Origin of the sequence: Paenibacillus sp. FSL R7-0331 (genome assembly GCF_000758645.1) — a bacterium.
GTDB classification, from domain to species: domain Bacteria; phylum Bacillota; class Bacilli; order Paenibacillales; family Paenibacillaceae; genus Paenibacillus_AQ; species Paenibacillus_AQ camerounensis.
This window is the reverse complement of record NZ_CP009284.1, coordinates 3,293,333-3,309,061: the sequence shown is the minus strand read 5'-3', so window position 1 is coordinate 3,309,061 and position 15,729 is coordinate 3,293,333. Positions and strand designations below refer to the sequence as shown.

Genomic DNA, 15,729 nt, shown 5'->3' with positions numbered 1-15,729 from the left:
CCTTAACGGTTTAGAAGGCGCCTGCAGTTTTGGCCACAAAAAAAATAGCACCCCACCCTAAGATGAAGTGCTATCTCTTATCACAAACTATTGTTTGATGATTTCTCTAGCTTTGTAAGTTCCGCAAACTTTGCATACGTGGTGAGCCAGTTTCAGCTCTCCGCATTGTTCACATTTCACCATACCTGGTACTGCCAATTTGAAGTGAGTGCGACGTTTGTCGCGGCGGGTCTTAGACGTTCTGCGTTGTGGTACTGCCATGATTATCAACCTCCGGAATTTGTTGTTGACCCGGTGTAACCCGGGATTTGTTCTTAATCATCTTGCTTGGTAAAGAATCCTTTCAACGCAGCTAGCCGGGGATCGACTACTGTGTTGTCGCAACTGCAGGTGCCTTCGTTCAAATTTTGTCCACATGTCTGACAAAGACCAAGACAGTCTGCCTTGCACAATACCGAATCCGGTAAGTGCAGTACGAAGTTTTCTTCCGCATAAGGAACAAGATCCACAATCTCGTCCGGGGCGTAGATGAGTTCGTCATCTTCGTCTTCAGGAAGAAGCGGCTGCTTAAGCCATTTGAAAGTCTCAGCAAAAGGAATGTTCAATTTGCTGTTAACCTCGCTGAGGCAACGTGCACATAACATGTCCACATTCCCTTCCAATGTTCCCACCACGTTCACACTATCGGTTCCCGCGGGCAGCGCTTTAAGGTTCACTGTAAGCGGTGCAACAGAAAGTATATCCTTCCGCCCTTTGACAAGCTCGCTGATATCCAGTGTTTCATGGATAAGCAGTGGCTCGTCGGCATTTGCCAATTTGCGAAAGTGAATCTTCATATTCATCACTCCAAACAAACAAAAATTATTATACCTAGAATTACCGAAGTTTGTCAACCATTATTCCTTTATATTGTTTCGATAACCGGGACAACTTATGATATAACTATTAGCCCAATATATCAAATACGATTTGGAGTGACACGAGCAGTGACTACAGTCGGCATAATCGCTGAATATAATCCTTTGCATAACGGCCATGTCCATCATTTTAATGAGGCCAAAAGATTGTCCGGTGCGGACACCTGCATCGTCGTAATGAGCGGTCCGTTCACCCAGCGCGGCGAGCCGGCGGCGGTGAGCAAGCAGGCCCGCACGGAGATGGCGCTGCATATGGGCGCTGATCTCGTGCTTGAGCTGCCGGCCGGCTATGCGCTGCAGCCGGCGGAATGGTTCGCCTTCGGAGCGGTTTCCCTGCTGGAAGCAACCGGAGTAGCGGACAGCCTGTGCTTCGGCTCCGAGGCTGGCAGTCTTGGCGGGCTGCTCGGACTGGCGGAGTTCCTGGCCGATGAGAGCAGCGAGCTGCAGGATGAGCTCCGCCGCCGCCTGGCGCTCGGAGCGAGCTTCCCGGCCGCCTTCAGCGCTGCTGCGGCGGCCGTCTGGTCCGGGACTCCCGGCGGGCCTGGGAGTCCCCTAAAGGCCGAGGCGCTGCTGCGGCAGCCCAACAACAGCCTCGGCCTGCACTACCTGATCGCGCTGCGCCGGCTCGGCAGCGCGATCAGGCCCCTCACCGTGCCGCGCACCGGCGCGGGGTTCCACGACCCGCTGCAGCGCGGGTCGTCCATTGCCAGCGCGACGGCAATCCGCCGGCTGCTGCAGGAGGGCGGCTCTCCGGCGGCATACATGCCGGAATATAGCATATCCATTCTGGAACGGGAGCATGCGGCAGGCAGGGGTCCGGTAAGTCTGGAGGACTTCCGCAGCCAGCTGCGTCACGTCCTTGTTACCCGGACACCGGACGAGCTGCGGTTGCTCCAGGATATGAATGAAGGGCTGGAGAACCGGCTGCTCAAGGTGCTTCCGCAGCTGGAACAGTTCACTGTCGGCGGACTCCTGGGAGCACTAAAAAGCAAGCGCTACACGCAGACCCGTCTGCAGCGCCTGCTTGTGCACACCTTACTGAATCACAGCAAAGCAGAGCTGGCCCCCTCTGCGTTAGCCCAAGGACCCGGTTACATCCGGGTGCTCGGCTTCCGTGAGAGCGGACGCAGACTGCTTAAGCAGATGAAGCAGACTGCTGCATGGCCTGTGGTACTCTCCCCGGCACAGTTCAGCCATCCCGGACTTGAGCGTGATCTACGGGCCGCTGCCGCATATGCCGGCGCCTTCACAGCCCCGCAGAACAAGGATCTCTATGCAGACTATCTCATGCCGCCGGTGATGCTGTAGCCGGCAGCTTCTCCATATACTCCAGCGCCTCATCCAGCGTTGACACAGGCACCAGCTTCATGGCGGTGCCTATCTGGTCTGCCTTCGCTTTGGCTTCGTCATAATTTTTGACAGGAACAAAAAATACTTCTGCCCCCTCGCGGTCTGCAGCGACAATTTTATGTTTCACTCCGCCAATCGCACCAACGGTTCCATCTGCAGTAATGGTACCCGTACCGGCTATCCGGTGGCCTGCAGTCAGGTCCCCCGGAGTCAGCTGGTTATAGATCTCCATCGTAAACATCAGCCCGGCTGACGGTCCGCCGACATCCGTGTCAGTAAAGCTGACTGCTTTGCCGGCAACCTTGGGCTCCACCTTCTGGACCGCCCCTATGACAACCCCGAACCCCGGCTTAACCGCACCGGTATCTGCATTTTTCACCTCAACCAGTGTGACTTCTTCCTTGATCTCCTTGCCTCCGCGCTGAAGCACAGCCTCTACACGGTCGCCGATCTTTCTGGAAGACAGCAGCGCCGACAAAGCCTGCGGATCGGGGATATGCTGTCCCTCAACCGTAATAATCCGGTCTCCCGGACGGAACTGTCCCGGATTGCTTGTATCAGGAACAGAGAACACATACAGATAATCCACAACGTCCTCATAAGGGATATCTGCCGCATGATAAGCAGCCTGAACTGCGAACGACTGTGAGCTGTTCATGTAGTAGACCTGCTCGGCCGCATATTCCTGCTCTGTTTTATCACCCAGCCGTGTCTCCTTCAGGACAACCTCACTGTTCGAATTAAAAATAGAAGCAATCAGCAGGGCCACGTTAGCATAGCTGGCTGATACAGTTGTCATCATGAAGGTGCCTTTTTCATCCTTGTCGGCGTTCTCCACCTTGATCATCGGCGCGACCTCAGAGGCTCTGCCAGGCTGGTACACAATATAAGGCGTATTCATAAAAACAGTAACATAGAGTATGACCACAAAAGTAAACAGGTAGGCGATTGTGCGGAATCCTACCCGGCGTTTCTGTTGCCTCAATGCGATTCCCTTCTTTCTTGGGGCTCTATAACGGATCAGGCAGCCTGCCCACTGCTGCGCCTTCTCCTGCTGTGGCATGATGATTGTCTGCTGTGCATAAATTGATAACAGCCCGTAAGCCTTGTCTTAACCTATGAAGAGGTGATGCTTAAAATGAATAACGTTAAAATACGGAGAATGACCTCAGCTTCCGCACCTTTTCTGTCCGGGGCAGCAGCCATTCTGCTGGCAGCGGCGATTATCGCTGCGCCTGAATCCTCGTTCGCGGCTTCGCTGCAGGGCCTCAAGCTCTGGTGGACACTGATTTTCCCGGCGCTGCTGCCCTTTCTGATCCTCTCGGAAATGCTGACTGCCTCAGGCTTCGTGCACGGGTTCGGCGTGCTGCTGGGACCGCTGATGACCAGGGTATTCCGGCTGCCCGGAGCCGCAGGCTGGACACTCGCCCTTGGTATGACAGCAGGATTTCCGGCAGGCGCCGGAGGCGTACAGCAGCTTCATAAGCAGGGCGGGATTTCGGACAAGGATGCCGGCAGACTCGCTTCGCTGGCCCATTTTGCTAGCCCGGTCACTATAATTATCGTTGTCGGGGCGGCTTTTCTGCACAGTCCGTCCGCAGGGTACATTCTGCTTGCCATTCACTGGCTGTCGGGTCTCGCCGCTGGCTTAACTGCCGCTTTGTTCTCTGCCACAGGCAGCCGGGCTAACGGCCCCGTAAAGCTTCAGCAGGTTAAGCCGGGCTCACTCCTGTCAAGAGTCCGGCAAGCCGTAACAGAAGCCCGAGAACAGGACGGCCGCAGCTTCGGCAGGCTGCTGGGCGAATCCGTGTCAACCGCAGTGCAGAGCCTGATGGTCATCGGGGGATATATGATTATGTTCTCTGTTGTCATCAACATTATTGCCGCCCGGCTCCCGCATCTGTCTCCAGCCTTGGCTGCCGGTATCCTCGAGATCCATCTGGGTGCCAGTGCTGTGACTTCACAGGTTTCAGAGCCGTTTTCTTTTGGCGCAATGGGTGTAACCAGTCTTGCTCTGCTCTCTGCATTGCTGGGATGGAGCGGAATTTGCGGACAGCTTCAGGCGTTAACCGCACTGAAACAGGCCAAGGCCCGTTTTCTCCCGTTTGCCGCCGGAAGGCTGCTGCACGGTTTCTACGCTTTTGGCCTGACCTTAATCATGTGGCAGCCGCTGCGGCATGTTGCTGCTGCCCTGCCGGCAATCAGCAGCATAGATCCGGCGGGCTCAGACGATGCAGCCGCTCTGCCTGTAGTCTGGAATATGGTGCCCCAGCTCCTTAGCTTACAGGCCGTTATAATGCTGTTTTTGGCCGTATTGTCCGGATTGATCGGTTTCTTAGCCTGGGTCAGGCGTCCAGCTGGCTGAATTTAAGCTTCATTGCCTGCTCGACTTCAGGAGTAACGAATTCCGATACATTACCGCCAAAATGCGCCAGCTCCTTCACTACACTCGAACTGAGGTACGAATATTTCGGATTGGTCATCATGAAGATGGTTTCCACCTCAGGGTCCAGGCTGTGATTAATCGAAGCGGTCTGCAGCTCATATTCAAAATCGGTAACCGTACGGATACCGCGAACAATAACCTGGGCATTTTTCTGGCGGAGGTAATTCACCAGAAGATCCCTGAAGCTGTCTATCTCGACGTTAGGAAGATCCGCCGTTGCCTGCCGCAGCAGCTCAGTGCGCTCTTCCACGCTGAACATCGGCTTTTTGCTGAGGTTATTAAGCACGGTAACAATCAGCCTGTCGAACTGTTTGGCAGCGCGCCGGATAATATCGATATGCCCCATCGTGACCGGATCAAAGCTCCCCGGATAGATGGCAACTCGTTCTTTTCTAATTTGCAGACTCATCGTTACCCTCCTCACTGCTCAAGCCGGCTTCTTCTGAAGCAGCTTCATACTGATAAATGGAGATTGCCGTCTCCCCGTATATAGCCTGCCGTGTCCGAAAAAAACCCGTAATCTCTTCGGGATAGGCGTAACCTGACTCATGCTCCAGTACAATCACCGCATCCGGTTTCAGCAATCCTTTACCGGCTAGGGTCAGCATCAGCTCATCCCCGTGCTTCAGCCGGTACGGCGGGTCCAGGAACACAAGATCAAAAGCACGCCCCCGTTTCTCGAGCGCACCAATCGCTCTTCCCGCATCATTACGGTACACCTCCGCCTTATCCTCCAGCCTGGCCGCCTTCAGATTTGCACGGACTGTATCAATGCTTTTCTGCTCCATGTCCACAAACACGGCATGTTCCATCCCTCTGCTCAGCGCTTCAATCCCAAGACCGCCGGTGCCTGCGAACAAATCCAGCGCAATGCCGCCGTCAAAATATGGGCCGATCATACTGAACAGCGCTTCCTTCACCTTGTCGGTCGTTGGACGCGTCCCGTTACCCGGCACACTCTTCAAGGGTCTCCCCTTGGCACTTCCCGATACAACTCTCACCGATTCACCTGCTCTATGTCTCTGTTTGTTATGCCGCATAGGGCATAAGTCCAAGCCTATAGTACCACAATTGCCAGGTGAAATAAAAAGATTGTCTGTCTGTGTCACTTTAAAATGAAGCAGAAAAGTTTCTGCAACTATGTATAGAACCATTCATTTCCGGACATCATGTAATTATCGACATCACAAAATGTCGTAGACAACCGCGGAGCAGGCTTACGTTTCCCCATAAGCTCTTCGTCCGGTTTCTCCTCTCCCATGAAAGGAGCCCTAGAAATAGGGCTCCGATTTTTTTTGCCCGGAGCCTTGATGTATATGGTCTTTCGGTTCGTAACTCGTGTTCCTAGGGTGTCAAAATCTTGTTATTGGGTACCATTTTCTCAAACGAATCATTTTCTTTCTCTGAAAAGCAAATAGGCCACTCTTTTATGAGCAGCCTGTATGCATGGATTTATTCGATAGTTTATGCAGATGAAAAACATATTTCTTAAAGATTTTAGTTCTTGCTTTGGGGGCTAATTCTCTCCCTCAGGATTCATATACGCTGTATATCTTGTGCGAATACTCAAAATGAAGTGGCATGAAAAAGCCACCCTAAGTGGATGGCTACTTCTGCTATTATTTTTTTTGAAGATTTAAGGAAATACATGTCCTACTGCAACACCAGTTTTTTCATTGTCATCTGCTTTCTTAGCTTCATAATGAACTAGTGCTGAGAAATTGCAATAAGCCTCTGCTCTACCGTACCCGTCTGGAATAGCAGCAGCACTTGTACTGTAATTAATACCAATGACCTGCTCAACTTCAGACTCCAGAAAATAATTAATTTTTTCTTCTAAAGTTTCCACGCTGTCTGCCACGAACAACTTTACCTTTGCCATGAAATCACCTCCACAACCATAATTCGGCAAATGGGAGAAAATTCCTGCAAATTTCTTTTTGCCAAATCCAGCCGTTTAAATCACGACATAGAAACCCCATCTCCAAACACCTCAACGTCAATATACCCAGTTGGAGTTACTCATCAATGTAAAGCTGCTGGCTGGCTTGAGCTTGGCAAGTGTCCTTTGATATTCTATTAGACCTCTCGCTCTCTTTCATGCTTTTTGCTGAGCATCTTATTAATATGTGGCAGCAAGATTAAGTCTCAGACCATTGACCGTTCCTCAACTATAAGCAACCCTTTGGTCGGCTTATCCTTAAGCTCCTGCTGCGCCTTATACTGCTCTACATTATCGATCAGGAGCATCTTTTGCTGCCACAGGTCATTGCCTTCCAGTTTCGTCATATCTAAGTCCTCCTAATGGTAAAGCCAGTAATCAATAGTACCGCTGTACCTCGCAGTCTGTGTAACTCCCTGCAGCGTTGTATCTTATGGTGCATTCCGTTCCCGCCCCTCCAGTAATACAGCTGTCTGGATTGTCTTGGCTGCATCCATGTTATGTAATTATCGGCGGCAAGGGATTTGAACCCCTTAATAATATCCGCCGGCCAGCGCCCGCTTAATCGCCCCTGTTCTCGGATCGTCAGCATCCGCTTATTTTTAGCCCTAAAATGAGCAATAATCCGCAGCAGTTTGCGTGAGGTGTCGTCAAACACGTAACTAACGTTCGTTTGCATTATATGCTCGCTGCTCAATATTTAGCAGTGGTTTGATTGCCATGAAATAAAATAAGCCCGCCGACCCAGTTAAGGTTAATGGGCATACACATTTCAAATCTAAATATAGATATATTTTCTGTTAAAGCGATTTTATTCTAATTATCCCATATTTAAGAATTTTTGTTTAGACACATTACAGTTATTGTCATAGGGTAGTCAGGCATCAAGTAGTTATTTAACATAGAAAGGAGGAAATGTATAAACTGCTTAATTACATAAATTTTCATTTGTATTAACTTAATAAAAAACATTGCGAGGTGTGTAATTTGAAAAAAGTATTATTTATTATCACATTATTTTTATTAATTTTGCCGGCAACTGTGTATGGTGCTCCCACATCATCGGGAACCATACTTTTGGGTAGATTAAATCCAACAATGAACGGTGTACAGCAGAGCACTACGGTTGATTATAAAAACGTTAGCAAAATTACTATTACGGGAAGTTGGAGTAGTTATGTAGAAGGATGCGACCCCTCATACAATTTACAGTTTTATAGTGGAGCGTCTGTAATAAATAATTCTAGTGGTTATTTATTTGACTTCCTCAACCGATGATGGATCGAACTGGAAAAAAACTATTACGTTTCCTACAGCTCGCGACCTCACAAAGATTAATTTTAAAATATCTGGAAATATAGTAAACAGTAACTATTATACCAATCAATTATTGAGCATAATTATTGATTATGATGCTAATCCAGCAACACCAACACCAACACCAACACCAACACCAACACCAACACCAACACCAACACCAACACCAACACCAACACCAACACCAACACCGGAGCCTACGCCAAGCCCTACTCCAACACCAGTGCTAGAGCCTACTCTTGATGTAGCTATTGCTCCAGTAAAAATCGGTGTTGGCAAAGAGTTTACAGCAGAAATTCCTCTCAAAAACGTGAAAGATATCTATGCTGAGGACTTCGAAGTAAAGTATGACAAAACGCACCTGGAGTATCTCGGGTTTCAAGAAGTCACCGGCTATAAAGTATACAATAAGCCGGTCGATCTAAATGGTGCCGTTCGCTTTGTCGTAGCTAGCCAAGGTGAAGAATACGGAATCAATGAGGATACTGTTATCCTTAAACTTAAATTTAAAGCTCGAGCTATAGGTACCGCAGTGGTCGATTCCACTAAGGCGAGAATCGCTGATACCGAAGATGAGTATGATCTGGAAACAGAGAATTGCTTAGATGACAGTATCATAATAGAGGCGACAGACGTCAACAAATCAGGTGCCTTCACTCTTGTGGATCTTGCAATTGATGCCAGATACTTCAAGTATCTCGCAGCTGATGTTGATCCAATTAAGTACAACGCGCAGCAAGCTGGCGATGAATACATCAATGACGATGATTTACTTTATATTGTGGATCAAATCCTGATCAATCCAGATTACCTACCAAACGCATAATAAAAAAACAAACCCGTCAGGCATAAGCCCGGCGGGTTATTTTAATAATCTTTACTCAGCAGAATATTCGTCAACACTAAAGGTTAGGATTTTATCAAAGATCACGTAGTCTTTCCGACTGGTGAATGGCCCCTTATTATTATCATGCTTATTAATCGCATAGGATGCTGTACCTGAACCCGCCTGCTTATTCTCATACCAAACAATAAAAGCATTTACTTCTTGCATACTCAAATCAAATTCTTTTTCCAGTCCAGTGTTCATCGTTACAACCAAAATAGCACGATTTCCCGCTGGAATTTCCGGGGTTGGTGACGGCAATGCAGTTGGTGTTGGTTCTACAGTTGGTTCTGGAGTAGCAGTGATTTCCGGTGTTGGCTCTGCAGTGGGTGAAGATGTTGGTTCTGGTAAAATATTATAAACGTTCATCTCAGCAAGTTTATATGTAATTGTGCTAGTCTGATAAACTGATATTCTCGTTACACCAGTTATAGCTTCGGGGAAATAATATATTTGATCTGTTCCAGCATTCGGCTGTAATGGAATACGTGACACCAATGTACCAGAACTGTTCCAATATGCCAAGTAAACAGGTCCGTTATCATAATTAGTAATATGCATTTTATATGCATTAATAGTCACTGCTTTTGGGAAATTATAAAAAATTGTATCTTCTACATTACCAGATCTTTCATAAGGCAGACTAAAAACAGTTGAAACATCATTATCTGTTACCTTTAATGTTGACCCCAGTTCATTGGTAACGCTGGTCCCGGTTAACATTTTTACTCCATTCAATAACCCAACAGGTTGTTCTGCGGCTTTTGTTGCTCCTGGCATCAGGATAAAGAATAATGTGCACAAAACTAAAAATCCAGCTATTTTCTTCTTCAAAAAATCCAACTCCCTTAATATGTATGCATTAAGCCTACACTAAAAAAAGGCGAACAAACAGTCTGTTTTTCGGCATTTATTTACAATACAATTAAGAGTTATAGAGCAAATATATGGATTAACAAAAGAAAAACCGCCAACAATCGGCGGGTTATTTTATGTATGCTCTAAATTCAAAACGTTGTCGCATGAAAAACGACCCGGATAGTTTAACGGATTCAGGCATACATTTCTCCACTAATCCAACCCTAATCAATTAGGTGACCATTTGGAGCCGATTCTTCCCGGTACCAGACCGATAACCTTTGATTGATTTAGAGCTGCAGCCAGGAGGTCTGTATCACTTTCCAGCACTTTATATTGTTAATGCGCTTGCCCAAATACGCTGCTACAGCCGCCTTTGAAAACCTTATAAAAGCGGCGAAAGCGCGGTTAATTATTGCAAAATCTCTTTTGAACTCTCATCATGAATGCCTTTAGAAATAGGCTTAATATCGAGAGTGTATCTCCATAGCTAAATTATGTAAATAAAAAAAGCCCACCAGCTTAAGCCCGGCGGGTTCTTTATAACTACGGTCTATTTTCCATCGACTACGTACTCATCAACAATAAAAGTAAGGATATTGTCAAAACACATACCCTATCCGCCTGGTAAACAGTCCTCCAAGGCCCTTTCACAAACTTTTGCTAAATCTGAGAATTATGTTATTTCATAACATCCGCATATATTGTATTCTTAACCCTGCATACGATCTAGCAAATACTGTATCCGATGCAGATATGATGTAGGTGAATATTGTGACAGGCGTTTTTTCTATAGCAGGTTTGTTTTCAGCTTTGTTTTTTATTATTTGGCTCTGATCCGTTATGATTTCGGGTTCCCGGGCATGTTGTTGAACGGCATAATCTTTGCCTTTTGCTTCGGACTGGTGGGCCACTCCTTCGATAAGGTGCGCAGACAGCTCCGCGCTGAGAGGTTAGACAATCAGATTTCCGGAAATATAGAATCGGCAGCGGCAACAGAATCTGTTCCTTTTACATATCCACAGAGAACAGGGCCTTATGGCTTTGGCGGCTGGCTTATTTTATTTGCACTCGGAATGATCAGACAATTGTATCTGCACATCACAAGTGTTTACGACAACTATATAACACTTAGAATGGCAGACTTTCAGTTACTGGTTGATTCTACTAACGACTATTACAGCCCTCTATGGCTGCCAACTGTATATTTTGAAACAATTATTGAAGCCTTAATCGCTGTATTCATTATAATTATGGTCTTCATGTGTATAAAGCACAGAAAACAATTCAAATATCTCGCTATAGCTGTCATTATTGTTTCCGCAGTATTCACATACCTTGATCTTGCTCTCGTGTTGCGCATAACCAGCGGCTTTGCAGATGAGGTCTTCGAAGGAACAAACATCTACGAAGGTGTTTTAAAATCCACCCTCTATACGGTGGTATGGATCCCTTATTTCTTGCTGTCGAAGCGGGTCAAGAATACATACACTAGCTGATCAATCCCAATAACAAAAAAAAGAACTACCAAAGCGGCAGCTCAATAAACGCAATATTCGGCTGCGAGATTTTGACGTCCTTGACGACTTCCTTGTATCCCTTTTCCGACAGGAAGCACTTCTGCTCTATGCCCTTGCGGTTCTCTCCAAAATAGGCAACGTGGAAGGTTTTGTCCAGCTGAATGATATTTTTTACGTTAATCAGGGTATTGCGGTCTGCCAGTACAAAGTTATAGCCGGAGCTCTTGAGGGTGGTTGCCCAATATTTCAGCGTCCCGACCGTGTAGAACACCTCGTCCTTCGTGTGGACCATGATTCGGTACAGGCTCTGTTCAAATTCCATGTATGTGATTTCAGTGATGTCGAGTGCGGACAGTCCGGTGTTGCCCTTGGGATCACGGGTTACAGATATACTGCTCAATAAAACCAGCTCCAATGCTATTTCAGTAATTCTTCCGGAATCTCCGGCTGGTGGATGTAAAGTATACTCGGTACAGCATCTGCTACAAACGCAGCAACGGCAAACAGTGCCGACGCCAGTTTATAGACGGCTTTGCGCTGAAATGTTCTCATGCTTTCGGCTCCCCTTTCTCCATGCAAGGATTAAGCTTAAGGACTGGGCCGTATAAGCGGCCGCAATAACCGGAGATGCAATAATGAAATTAACAGCTACGAGCACAGCGCCGATCCATTTAAGCCTGGACCAGTATTGACTCGGAATACGGGTCTGTTTGTCGATGCCTACAGGCGCAAGCAGCAGGACGAGCAGCAGGCTTAGTCCGTTCATGAGATGGACACCGGGCTGCCCGGCTTGCACATAGGATAGAATGGTAAACAAAACCGTCGTAAACAGGATGCACGCCATTCCGGACTTCAGATGTATACCGCCCGAGACCTGCCGCAGTAATGCAAAGGCTATCAGGATCTGAACAGCTTCCAAAGTTCGTCCTGTAGCCAGCGATATCAATAATGTCAAGCCGATTACAGATACTATATTGAGAATAACAGCAAGCGCAAATTTAAGAACAGCATAGGATGCCGGATGTTCCGGAACGATTTGTTTGATTTGGGCTGCGATCCTTCCGGACATCTGTTCAAGCATCCTCTTGCTCCTTCTTAGTAGAGTAATACAGCAGAAATGCCGACATGACCAGGAAGAACACGATATTAACCAGCAGATTATTAAATAGCAGGAGCACCGAAATTGCCAGCAAAAAGACGACGATCAGCACCGTAAGCACAATATCCTCCAGCTTGAGCCTGAGCTTAGCGAGATCAAACGTGAAGCCTTTGCCTTGGCGGTACAGCAGCCAGAAGCTTGACACAACCACAATGGCGGTTGCTGTCTGCAGCAGATACCCGTTATACAAGCTTTCATTAACGGCAGCAAGTGATCCAAACAGGAGAAAGACCAGTGCCGTCTGAACCGCCGCAAAAATAACATACCCGGAAACCGTCGCTATAACCGACAGAATAACCGGCATCCGTACAACAGCGGAAAAAAACAAAATAAAAACAATAATGGTAATCAGCGGTGAAATATTGTCCATGTTCAGCTCGTTGCGCACCAGATAGCTTTGAAGATTATTGAGCAGCATCACGAACATCGCGGGCCAGATATGCCCTTTCCATTTAAACCGGAATAAACACATGATTAAGTAATACAAAGCCAAACCTTCAACCGTTGAAAAAAACATGAATCCTGCAACTTCCCACAACAACACATACACCGCCCGGCCTGAAAATCAATTAGTAACAATTTTTAACTCTATAATATAACTTTAGACCTATATTCGTATAGATGAAATTTGTAAAAAATCTACTTAAATTATAAAAATGGTACACAAAAAATAGGATAATAAAGAATGACGCAAGAAGAATGACAATAAAAATTGGACTCCTTCTAATTTTTATTGTTATATTTGCTGATCCACCCTCCAATATCCGAAATGACCTGCTCATCCACAACCCCCGGCACATTATATTCATCGGTTGTTCCAGCACCAGCCCCGTCATAATTCACAAAGAAATGGTTCAGACCGGGATACAGCTTGAACTCGGCCGACGGATTATTGCTGAGCACCTCTTTCCATAGCAGATAATCCTTATCCGCATATACCTGAAAATCATCCGCCCCCTGCAGCACGAGTACCGGCTTGGTCAGCTTGCGGGCAAGCTCTGCCGTATCATGGTGCTGCATTTCAAGCAGATAATTCGCCGGCATCCCGAACACCGGCGGTGCCTGCTTCGCCTGCTCTGCGGTCATGGAGGCCAGTGCCTTGACTTTCTGAGCCTCAGCATCAATAAGTGCAGCAGACTGGGCTTTAAGCGGATCACTTTCATTCATAGAACGGATTAACGCCATGTTCTGGTCATAGACGATCTCCCAAAGCTTACGTGGCGAGCCTGCCAGCAGAATCAGTCCGGCAAAATCGCCGCCATCAGCGTCGATCCGCGGGGCCAGCATACCGCCCAGGCTATGTCCGGCGATGTATACCTGATCCGGATTCAAACGTTTGTCTTGTCTGAGCAGCTTGGCTGCCAGTACGGCATCCTCCACGGTTTCTTCTTTCACAGTCAGGCTTGCCGCCTTGTCGCCTGCATATTGCTGTCCATAAGTAAATGTCCGTTTGTCATAACGGAGGACTGCAATCCCCTGGCGGGCAAGTCCCCAGGCAAGATCACGGAAAGCCTTGTAGCCTAGAGCCGTTTCGTCACGGTCAGTGGAGCCGGAGCCGTGCACCAGTACAACTGACGGAAGCGGACCCGATGAATGCTCCGGCAAAGTCAGCACACCTTCCAGCGGATAAGCAGTTCCGGCACCAACAATGGTCTCCTCTTCAATGAGTCCTGCAGGGAGCGAAAGCTCCACTGCTGTTGATGCAGGTCCGAATAGAATACCGGCCAGGCGGCCTGAGCTGTCCACCTTCAGGTTCATAGTCAGCCGTGCTTCTGCAAACACAAGGGGTGCCTGAATGACGGTATAATCCGCTTCCTGAGTCGCTCCAACAGAATCCAGCCGGACAAAGGAACCGTGAGTACCCGTAAGCGTTTCCCAGAATGCTTGCAGCTTTAATACGGGAAGCGCCAGCTGGACGTCTTTGCTGAAGGTCTGCTGCCACAGCTCCATATACTTGCCGCCGCTAAGCAATGCTGTAATGTTCTCAGCATACTTGTACGGAGTAGTAACAGCGGCCTGGGCTGAACCTGCATTGTTGGTTATAATCAGCCCTAACACTCTGAAAAAGGAGACTGGAACATAAATCCGGTTGTTTCTCAGTTCCGGCTGAACGAAAATATCCTGCCCAGCCTCTCCATCCACGTAAACTGTGGTCTCATCAAGCTTAATAACAAAAGTATGGTTATTTCCGTTCAGCTCCAGACTGTTCTGTACTTTTATGTACTTGACCTCATAACCAAAAGCTTCTCCCAGAGGACGAACCGGAACCATGATTTCTGAACCTTGCAAGAAGGTGTCCATCCCCTCCGGAAGACTGAACGGCTCATTATTAAGGGTAATTCCTGCCCGATTATTAGCACCATATGCCGGCGGCGTTACTCCTCCTGTCCCAAGCAGCAGCAGACCGCAGACCGATATCAACACAGCTTTTTTTCTCATAAACAACCTCTCCCTGCTTTGAGTTTTATTCTTGTAATACGTTTAACTGTCAATAATCGTTCGTTTTATTTAAATAGTTGTTTGTAAGTTAAAAGATCCTTAGACAGACGCAGCATATCTCTGCAGATTATTCCGTTCTCGTAAATAACCTCCGGATAATGTCTAGTAAAGAAATCCAGATCAACGCCGACAATACGAAAACCGCATTTTTGATATAAAGCCAGCTGATTCACGCTCGAATTACCGGTTCCTAACTCCATTGTCCGGTATCCAAGCTGCGCAGCGGATTGAACCGCATGTAAAATCAGTTGTTTACCCGTTCCTCTCCCCTGATGTCTTTCCTCCACAGCCACATTCACCAGCTCAATTGTATCCGGTCTTGTCGGAAGGAGCACATATACACCTGCAAGCTCATCATTTATAAATCCTGTGAAACACTCTCCTCTTGTCAGGTAGGCCTCGACTTTCTTACGGCAAGGATCTGCTGACAGCAGCAGCTCCATCGGAGGAAGCTCATGCTCAGCCAGTCTTCTTATAATCATCTTACTGCAATACCTCCAGCCATTTTTCTCCAGTATACCCTAACTGCACCTGCCCGCCGCAACAAAAAAAAGCATGCTCCCGCTCTAACGGGAACATGCATAGGGGACCCCCTTTAAATGAAGCAGGCACTCAAGATAATAACAAGCAGGATATAAAGAACCAGAATCGCACCAGTAGATGTCCAAGGACCTACAGGACCTACATTAGCGCCACCAACATTACCGCCGTATCCGCAATCTGCACCCATGAGATAACCTCCTTCAAAATGATGACTACAGGATAGAGTATGTATGATGGATCTGCGCAGACTGGGCAGAACGGACTTTTTTTAGGGAAGCAGCCTGCCATACCG

At 47.5% G+C, this 15,729-nt stretch carries 19 protein-coding genes; 4 read left to right on the top strand and 15 right to left on the bottom strand.

The annotated features are described in order from the left end of the window. Positions 1 to 87: 87 nt before the first annotated feature. Together rpmF and R70331_RS13835 are read right to left on the bottom strand one after the other, a co-directional pair. Entirely contained in the window at positions 88 to 261 is a 174-nt protein-coding gene (gene rpmF / locus R70331_RS31095) for a 50S ribosomal protein L32 (protein ID WP_026263995.1), read from the bottom strand. 53 nt (positions 262 to 314) lie between these two features. Continuing rightward, complete coding sequence (locus tag R70331_RS13835) at positions 315 to 836, bottom strand: YceD family protein (protein WP_042176393.1); 522 nt, start codon at positions 834 to 836, stop codon at positions 315 to 317. A gap of 150 nt (positions 837 to 986) precedes the next feature. Between R70331_RS13835 and R70331_RS13830 the strand changes: the two genes are divergently transcribed. Then, a complete protein-coding gene (locus R70331_RS13830; protein WP_042176390.1) occupies positions 987 to 2,225 on the top strand; it encodes a tRNA(Met) cytidine acetate ligase in 1,239 nt (412 codons plus the stop codon). Here R70331_RS13830 and R70331_RS13825 read toward each other — a convergent pair. Beyond that, the gene (locus R70331_RS13825) at positions 2,203 to 3,252 is read right to left on the bottom strand and encodes a SepM family pheromone-processing serine protease (protein WP_042182656.1); all 1,050 of its coding nucleotides are present in this window, start codon (positions 3,250 to 3,252) and stop codon (positions 2,203 to 2,205) included. The two genes, R70331_RS13830 and R70331_RS13825, sit on opposite strands and share 23 nt — an antisense overlap. A 153-nt stretch (positions 3,253 to 3,405) precedes the next feature. Here R70331_RS13825 and R70331_RS13820 point away from each other — a divergent pair, with 153 nt between their 5' ends. Continuing rightward, positions 3,406 to 4,632 (top strand): nucleoside recognition domain-containing protein, encoded by a 1,227-nt coding sequence (locus tag R70331_RS13820; RefSeq protein ID WP_052419053.1) that lies wholly within the window; start codon positions 3,406 to 3,408, stop codon positions 4,630 to 4,632. Here R70331_RS13820 and coaD read toward each other — a convergent pair. From coaD to R70331_RS31535, 4 genes are all read right to left on the bottom strand, one after another. Further along, positions 4,613 to 5,122, bottom strand: coding sequence for a pantetheine-phosphate adenylyltransferase (coaD, locus tag R70331_RS13815; RefSeq protein ID WP_042176387.1), 510 nt, complete (start codon positions 5,120 to 5,122; stop codon positions 4,613 to 4,615). The two genes, R70331_RS13820 and coaD, sit on opposite strands and share 20 nt — an antisense overlap. Further along, entirely contained in the window at positions 5,106 to 5,714 is a 609-nt protein-coding gene (gene rsmD, locus R70331_RS13810) for a 16S rRNA (guanine(966)-N(2))-methyltransferase RsmD (RefSeq protein ID WP_042176385.1), read from the bottom strand. The genes coaD and rsmD overlap by 17 nt, the downstream gene beginning before the upstream one ends. Positions 5,715 to 6,349: 635 nt before the next feature. Further along, positions 6,350 to 6,595: a sporulation protein Cse60 gene (locus R70331_RS13805; RefSeq protein WP_042176382.1), complete on the bottom strand. Its 246-nt coding sequence runs from the start codon at positions 6,593 to 6,595 to the stop codon at positions 6,350 to 6,352. A 266-nt stretch (positions 6,596 to 6,861) separates the two neighbouring features. Next, the gene (locus R70331_RS31535) at positions 6,862 to 7,002 is read right to left on the bottom strand and encodes a hypothetical protein (protein WP_156131126.1); all 141 of its coding nucleotides are present in this window, start codon (positions 7,000 to 7,002) and stop codon (positions 6,862 to 6,864) included. A gap of 911 nt (positions 7,003 to 7,913) precedes the next feature. On the opposite strand from R70331_RS31535, the gene R70331_RS13795 reads away from it, so the two are divergent. Then, complete coding sequence (locus tag R70331_RS13795; RefSeq protein ID WP_081947613.1) at positions 7,914 to 8,798, top strand: cohesin domain-containing protein; 885 nt, start codon at positions 7,914 to 7,916, stop codon at positions 8,796 to 8,798. 51 nt (positions 8,799 to 8,849) lie between these two features. Here the strand turns inward: R70331_RS13795 and R70331_RS32080 are convergent, their stop codons facing one another. Next, positions 8,850 to 9,692, bottom strand: a complete 843-nt coding sequence (locus tag R70331_RS32080) for a hypothetical protein (RefSeq protein ID WP_231576471.1) — start codon at positions 9,690 to 9,692, stop codon at positions 8,850 to 8,852. Positions 9,693 to 10,579: 887 nt separating this feature from the next. Between R70331_RS32080 and R70331_RS13785 the strand changes: the two genes are divergently transcribed. Then, positions 10,580 to 11,215, top strand: coding sequence for a DUF2569 domain-containing protein (locus R70331_RS13785; protein WP_156131124.1), 636 nt, complete (start codon positions 10,580 to 10,582; stop codon positions 11,213 to 11,215). 25 nt (positions 11,216 to 11,240) lie between these two features. Here the strand turns inward: R70331_RS13785 and R70331_RS13780 are convergent, their stop codons facing one another. From R70331_RS13780 to R70331_RS32075, 7 genes are all read right to left on the bottom strand, one after another. After that, positions 11,241 to 11,636, bottom strand: coding sequence for a LytTR family DNA-binding domain-containing protein (locus R70331_RS13780; RefSeq protein WP_042176376.1), 396 nt, complete (start codon positions 11,634 to 11,636; stop codon positions 11,241 to 11,243). 17 nt (positions 11,637 to 11,653) lie between these two features. After that, a complete protein-coding gene (locus tag R70331_RS31090; RefSeq protein WP_081947612.1) occupies positions 11,654 to 11,788 on the bottom strand; it encodes an AgrD family cyclic lactone autoinducer peptide in 135 nt (44 codons plus the stop codon). Continuing rightward, positions 11,757 to 12,317, bottom strand: a complete 561-nt coding sequence (locus tag R70331_RS13775) for an accessory gene regulator ArgB-like protein (RefSeq protein WP_042176374.1) — start codon at positions 12,315 to 12,317, stop codon at positions 11,757 to 11,759. The genes R70331_RS31090 and R70331_RS13775 overlap by 32 nt, the downstream gene beginning before the upstream one ends. Continuing rightward, on the bottom strand, positions 12,310 to 12,912 hold the full coding sequence (locus R70331_RS13770; protein ID WP_042176372.1) for a hypothetical protein: 603 nt from the start codon (positions 12,910 to 12,912) through the stop codon (positions 12,310 to 12,312). Before R70331_RS13770 ends, R70331_RS13775 begins: the two co-directional genes overlap by 8 nt. A gap of 206 nt (positions 12,913 to 13,118) precedes the next feature. After that, entirely contained in the window at positions 13,119 to 14,834 is a 1,716-nt protein-coding gene (locus tag R70331_RS31085; RefSeq protein WP_081947611.1) for an alpha/beta fold hydrolase, read from the bottom strand. A 65-nt stretch (positions 14,835 to 14,899) separates the two neighbouring features. Then, positions 14,900 to 15,376 (bottom strand): GNAT family N-acetyltransferase, encoded by a 477-nt coding sequence (locus R70331_RS13760; protein WP_042176369.1) that lies wholly within the window; start codon positions 15,374 to 15,376, stop codon positions 14,900 to 14,902. 113 nt (positions 15,377 to 15,489) lie between these two features. After that, positions 15,490 to 15,624, bottom strand: a complete 135-nt coding sequence (locus R70331_RS32075; protein ID WP_197071804.1) for a sporulation protein YjcZ — start codon at positions 15,622 to 15,624, stop codon at positions 15,490 to 15,492. Positions 15,625 to 15,729 lie beyond the last annotated feature (105 nt).

Coding starts and splice junctions, on each gene's coding strand:
- R70331_RS13835 (WP_042176393.1), bottom strand. CDS start 836: ATGAAGATTCACTTTCGCAAATTGGCAAATGCCGACGAGCCACTGCTT.
- R70331_RS13805 (WP_042176382.1), bottom strand. CDS start 6,595: ATGGCAAAGGTAAAGTTGTTCGTGGCAGACAGCGTGGAAACTTTAGAA.
- R70331_RS13770 (WP_042176372.1), bottom strand. CDS start 12,912: ATGTTTTTTTCAACGGTTGAAGGTTTGGCTTTGTATTACTTAATCATG.
- R70331_RS13760 (WP_042176369.1), bottom strand. CDS start 15,376: ATGATTATAAGAAGACTGGCTGAGCATGAGCTTCCTCCGATGGAGCTG.
- R70331_RS31090 (WP_081947612.1), bottom strand. CDS start 11,788: ATGAGAACATTTCAGCGCAAAGCCGTCTATAAACTGGCGTCGGCACTG.
- R70331_RS13820 (WP_052419053.1), top strand. CDS start 3,406: ATGAATAACGTTAAAATACGGAGAATGACCTCAGCTTCCGCACCTTTT.
- R70331_RS13785 (WP_156131124.1), top strand. CDS start 10,580: ATGTTGTTGAACGGCATAATCTTTGCCTTTTGCTTCGGACTGGTGGGC.
- R70331_RS31535 (WP_156131126.1), bottom strand. CDS start 7,002: ATGACGAAACTGGAAGGCAATGACCTGTGGCAGCAAAAGATGCTCCTG.
- rpmF (WP_026263995.1), bottom strand. CDS start 261: ATGGCAGTACCACAACGCAGAACGTCTAAGACCCGCCGCGACAAACGT.
- coaD (WP_042176387.1), bottom strand. CDS start 5,122: ATGAGTCTGCAAATTAGAAAAGAACGAGTTGCCATCTATCCGGGGAGC.
- R70331_RS13775 (WP_042176374.1), bottom strand. CDS start 12,317: ATGCTTGAACAGATGTCCGGAAGGATCGCAGCCCAAATCAAACAAATC.
- R70331_RS31085 (WP_081947611.1), bottom strand. CDS start 14,834: ATGAGAAAAAAAGCTGTGTTGATATCGGTCTGCGGTCTGCTGCTGCTT.
- R70331_RS32075 (WP_197071804.1), bottom strand. CDS start 15,624: ATGGGTGCAGATTGCGGATACGGCGGTAATGTTGGTGGCGCTAATGTA.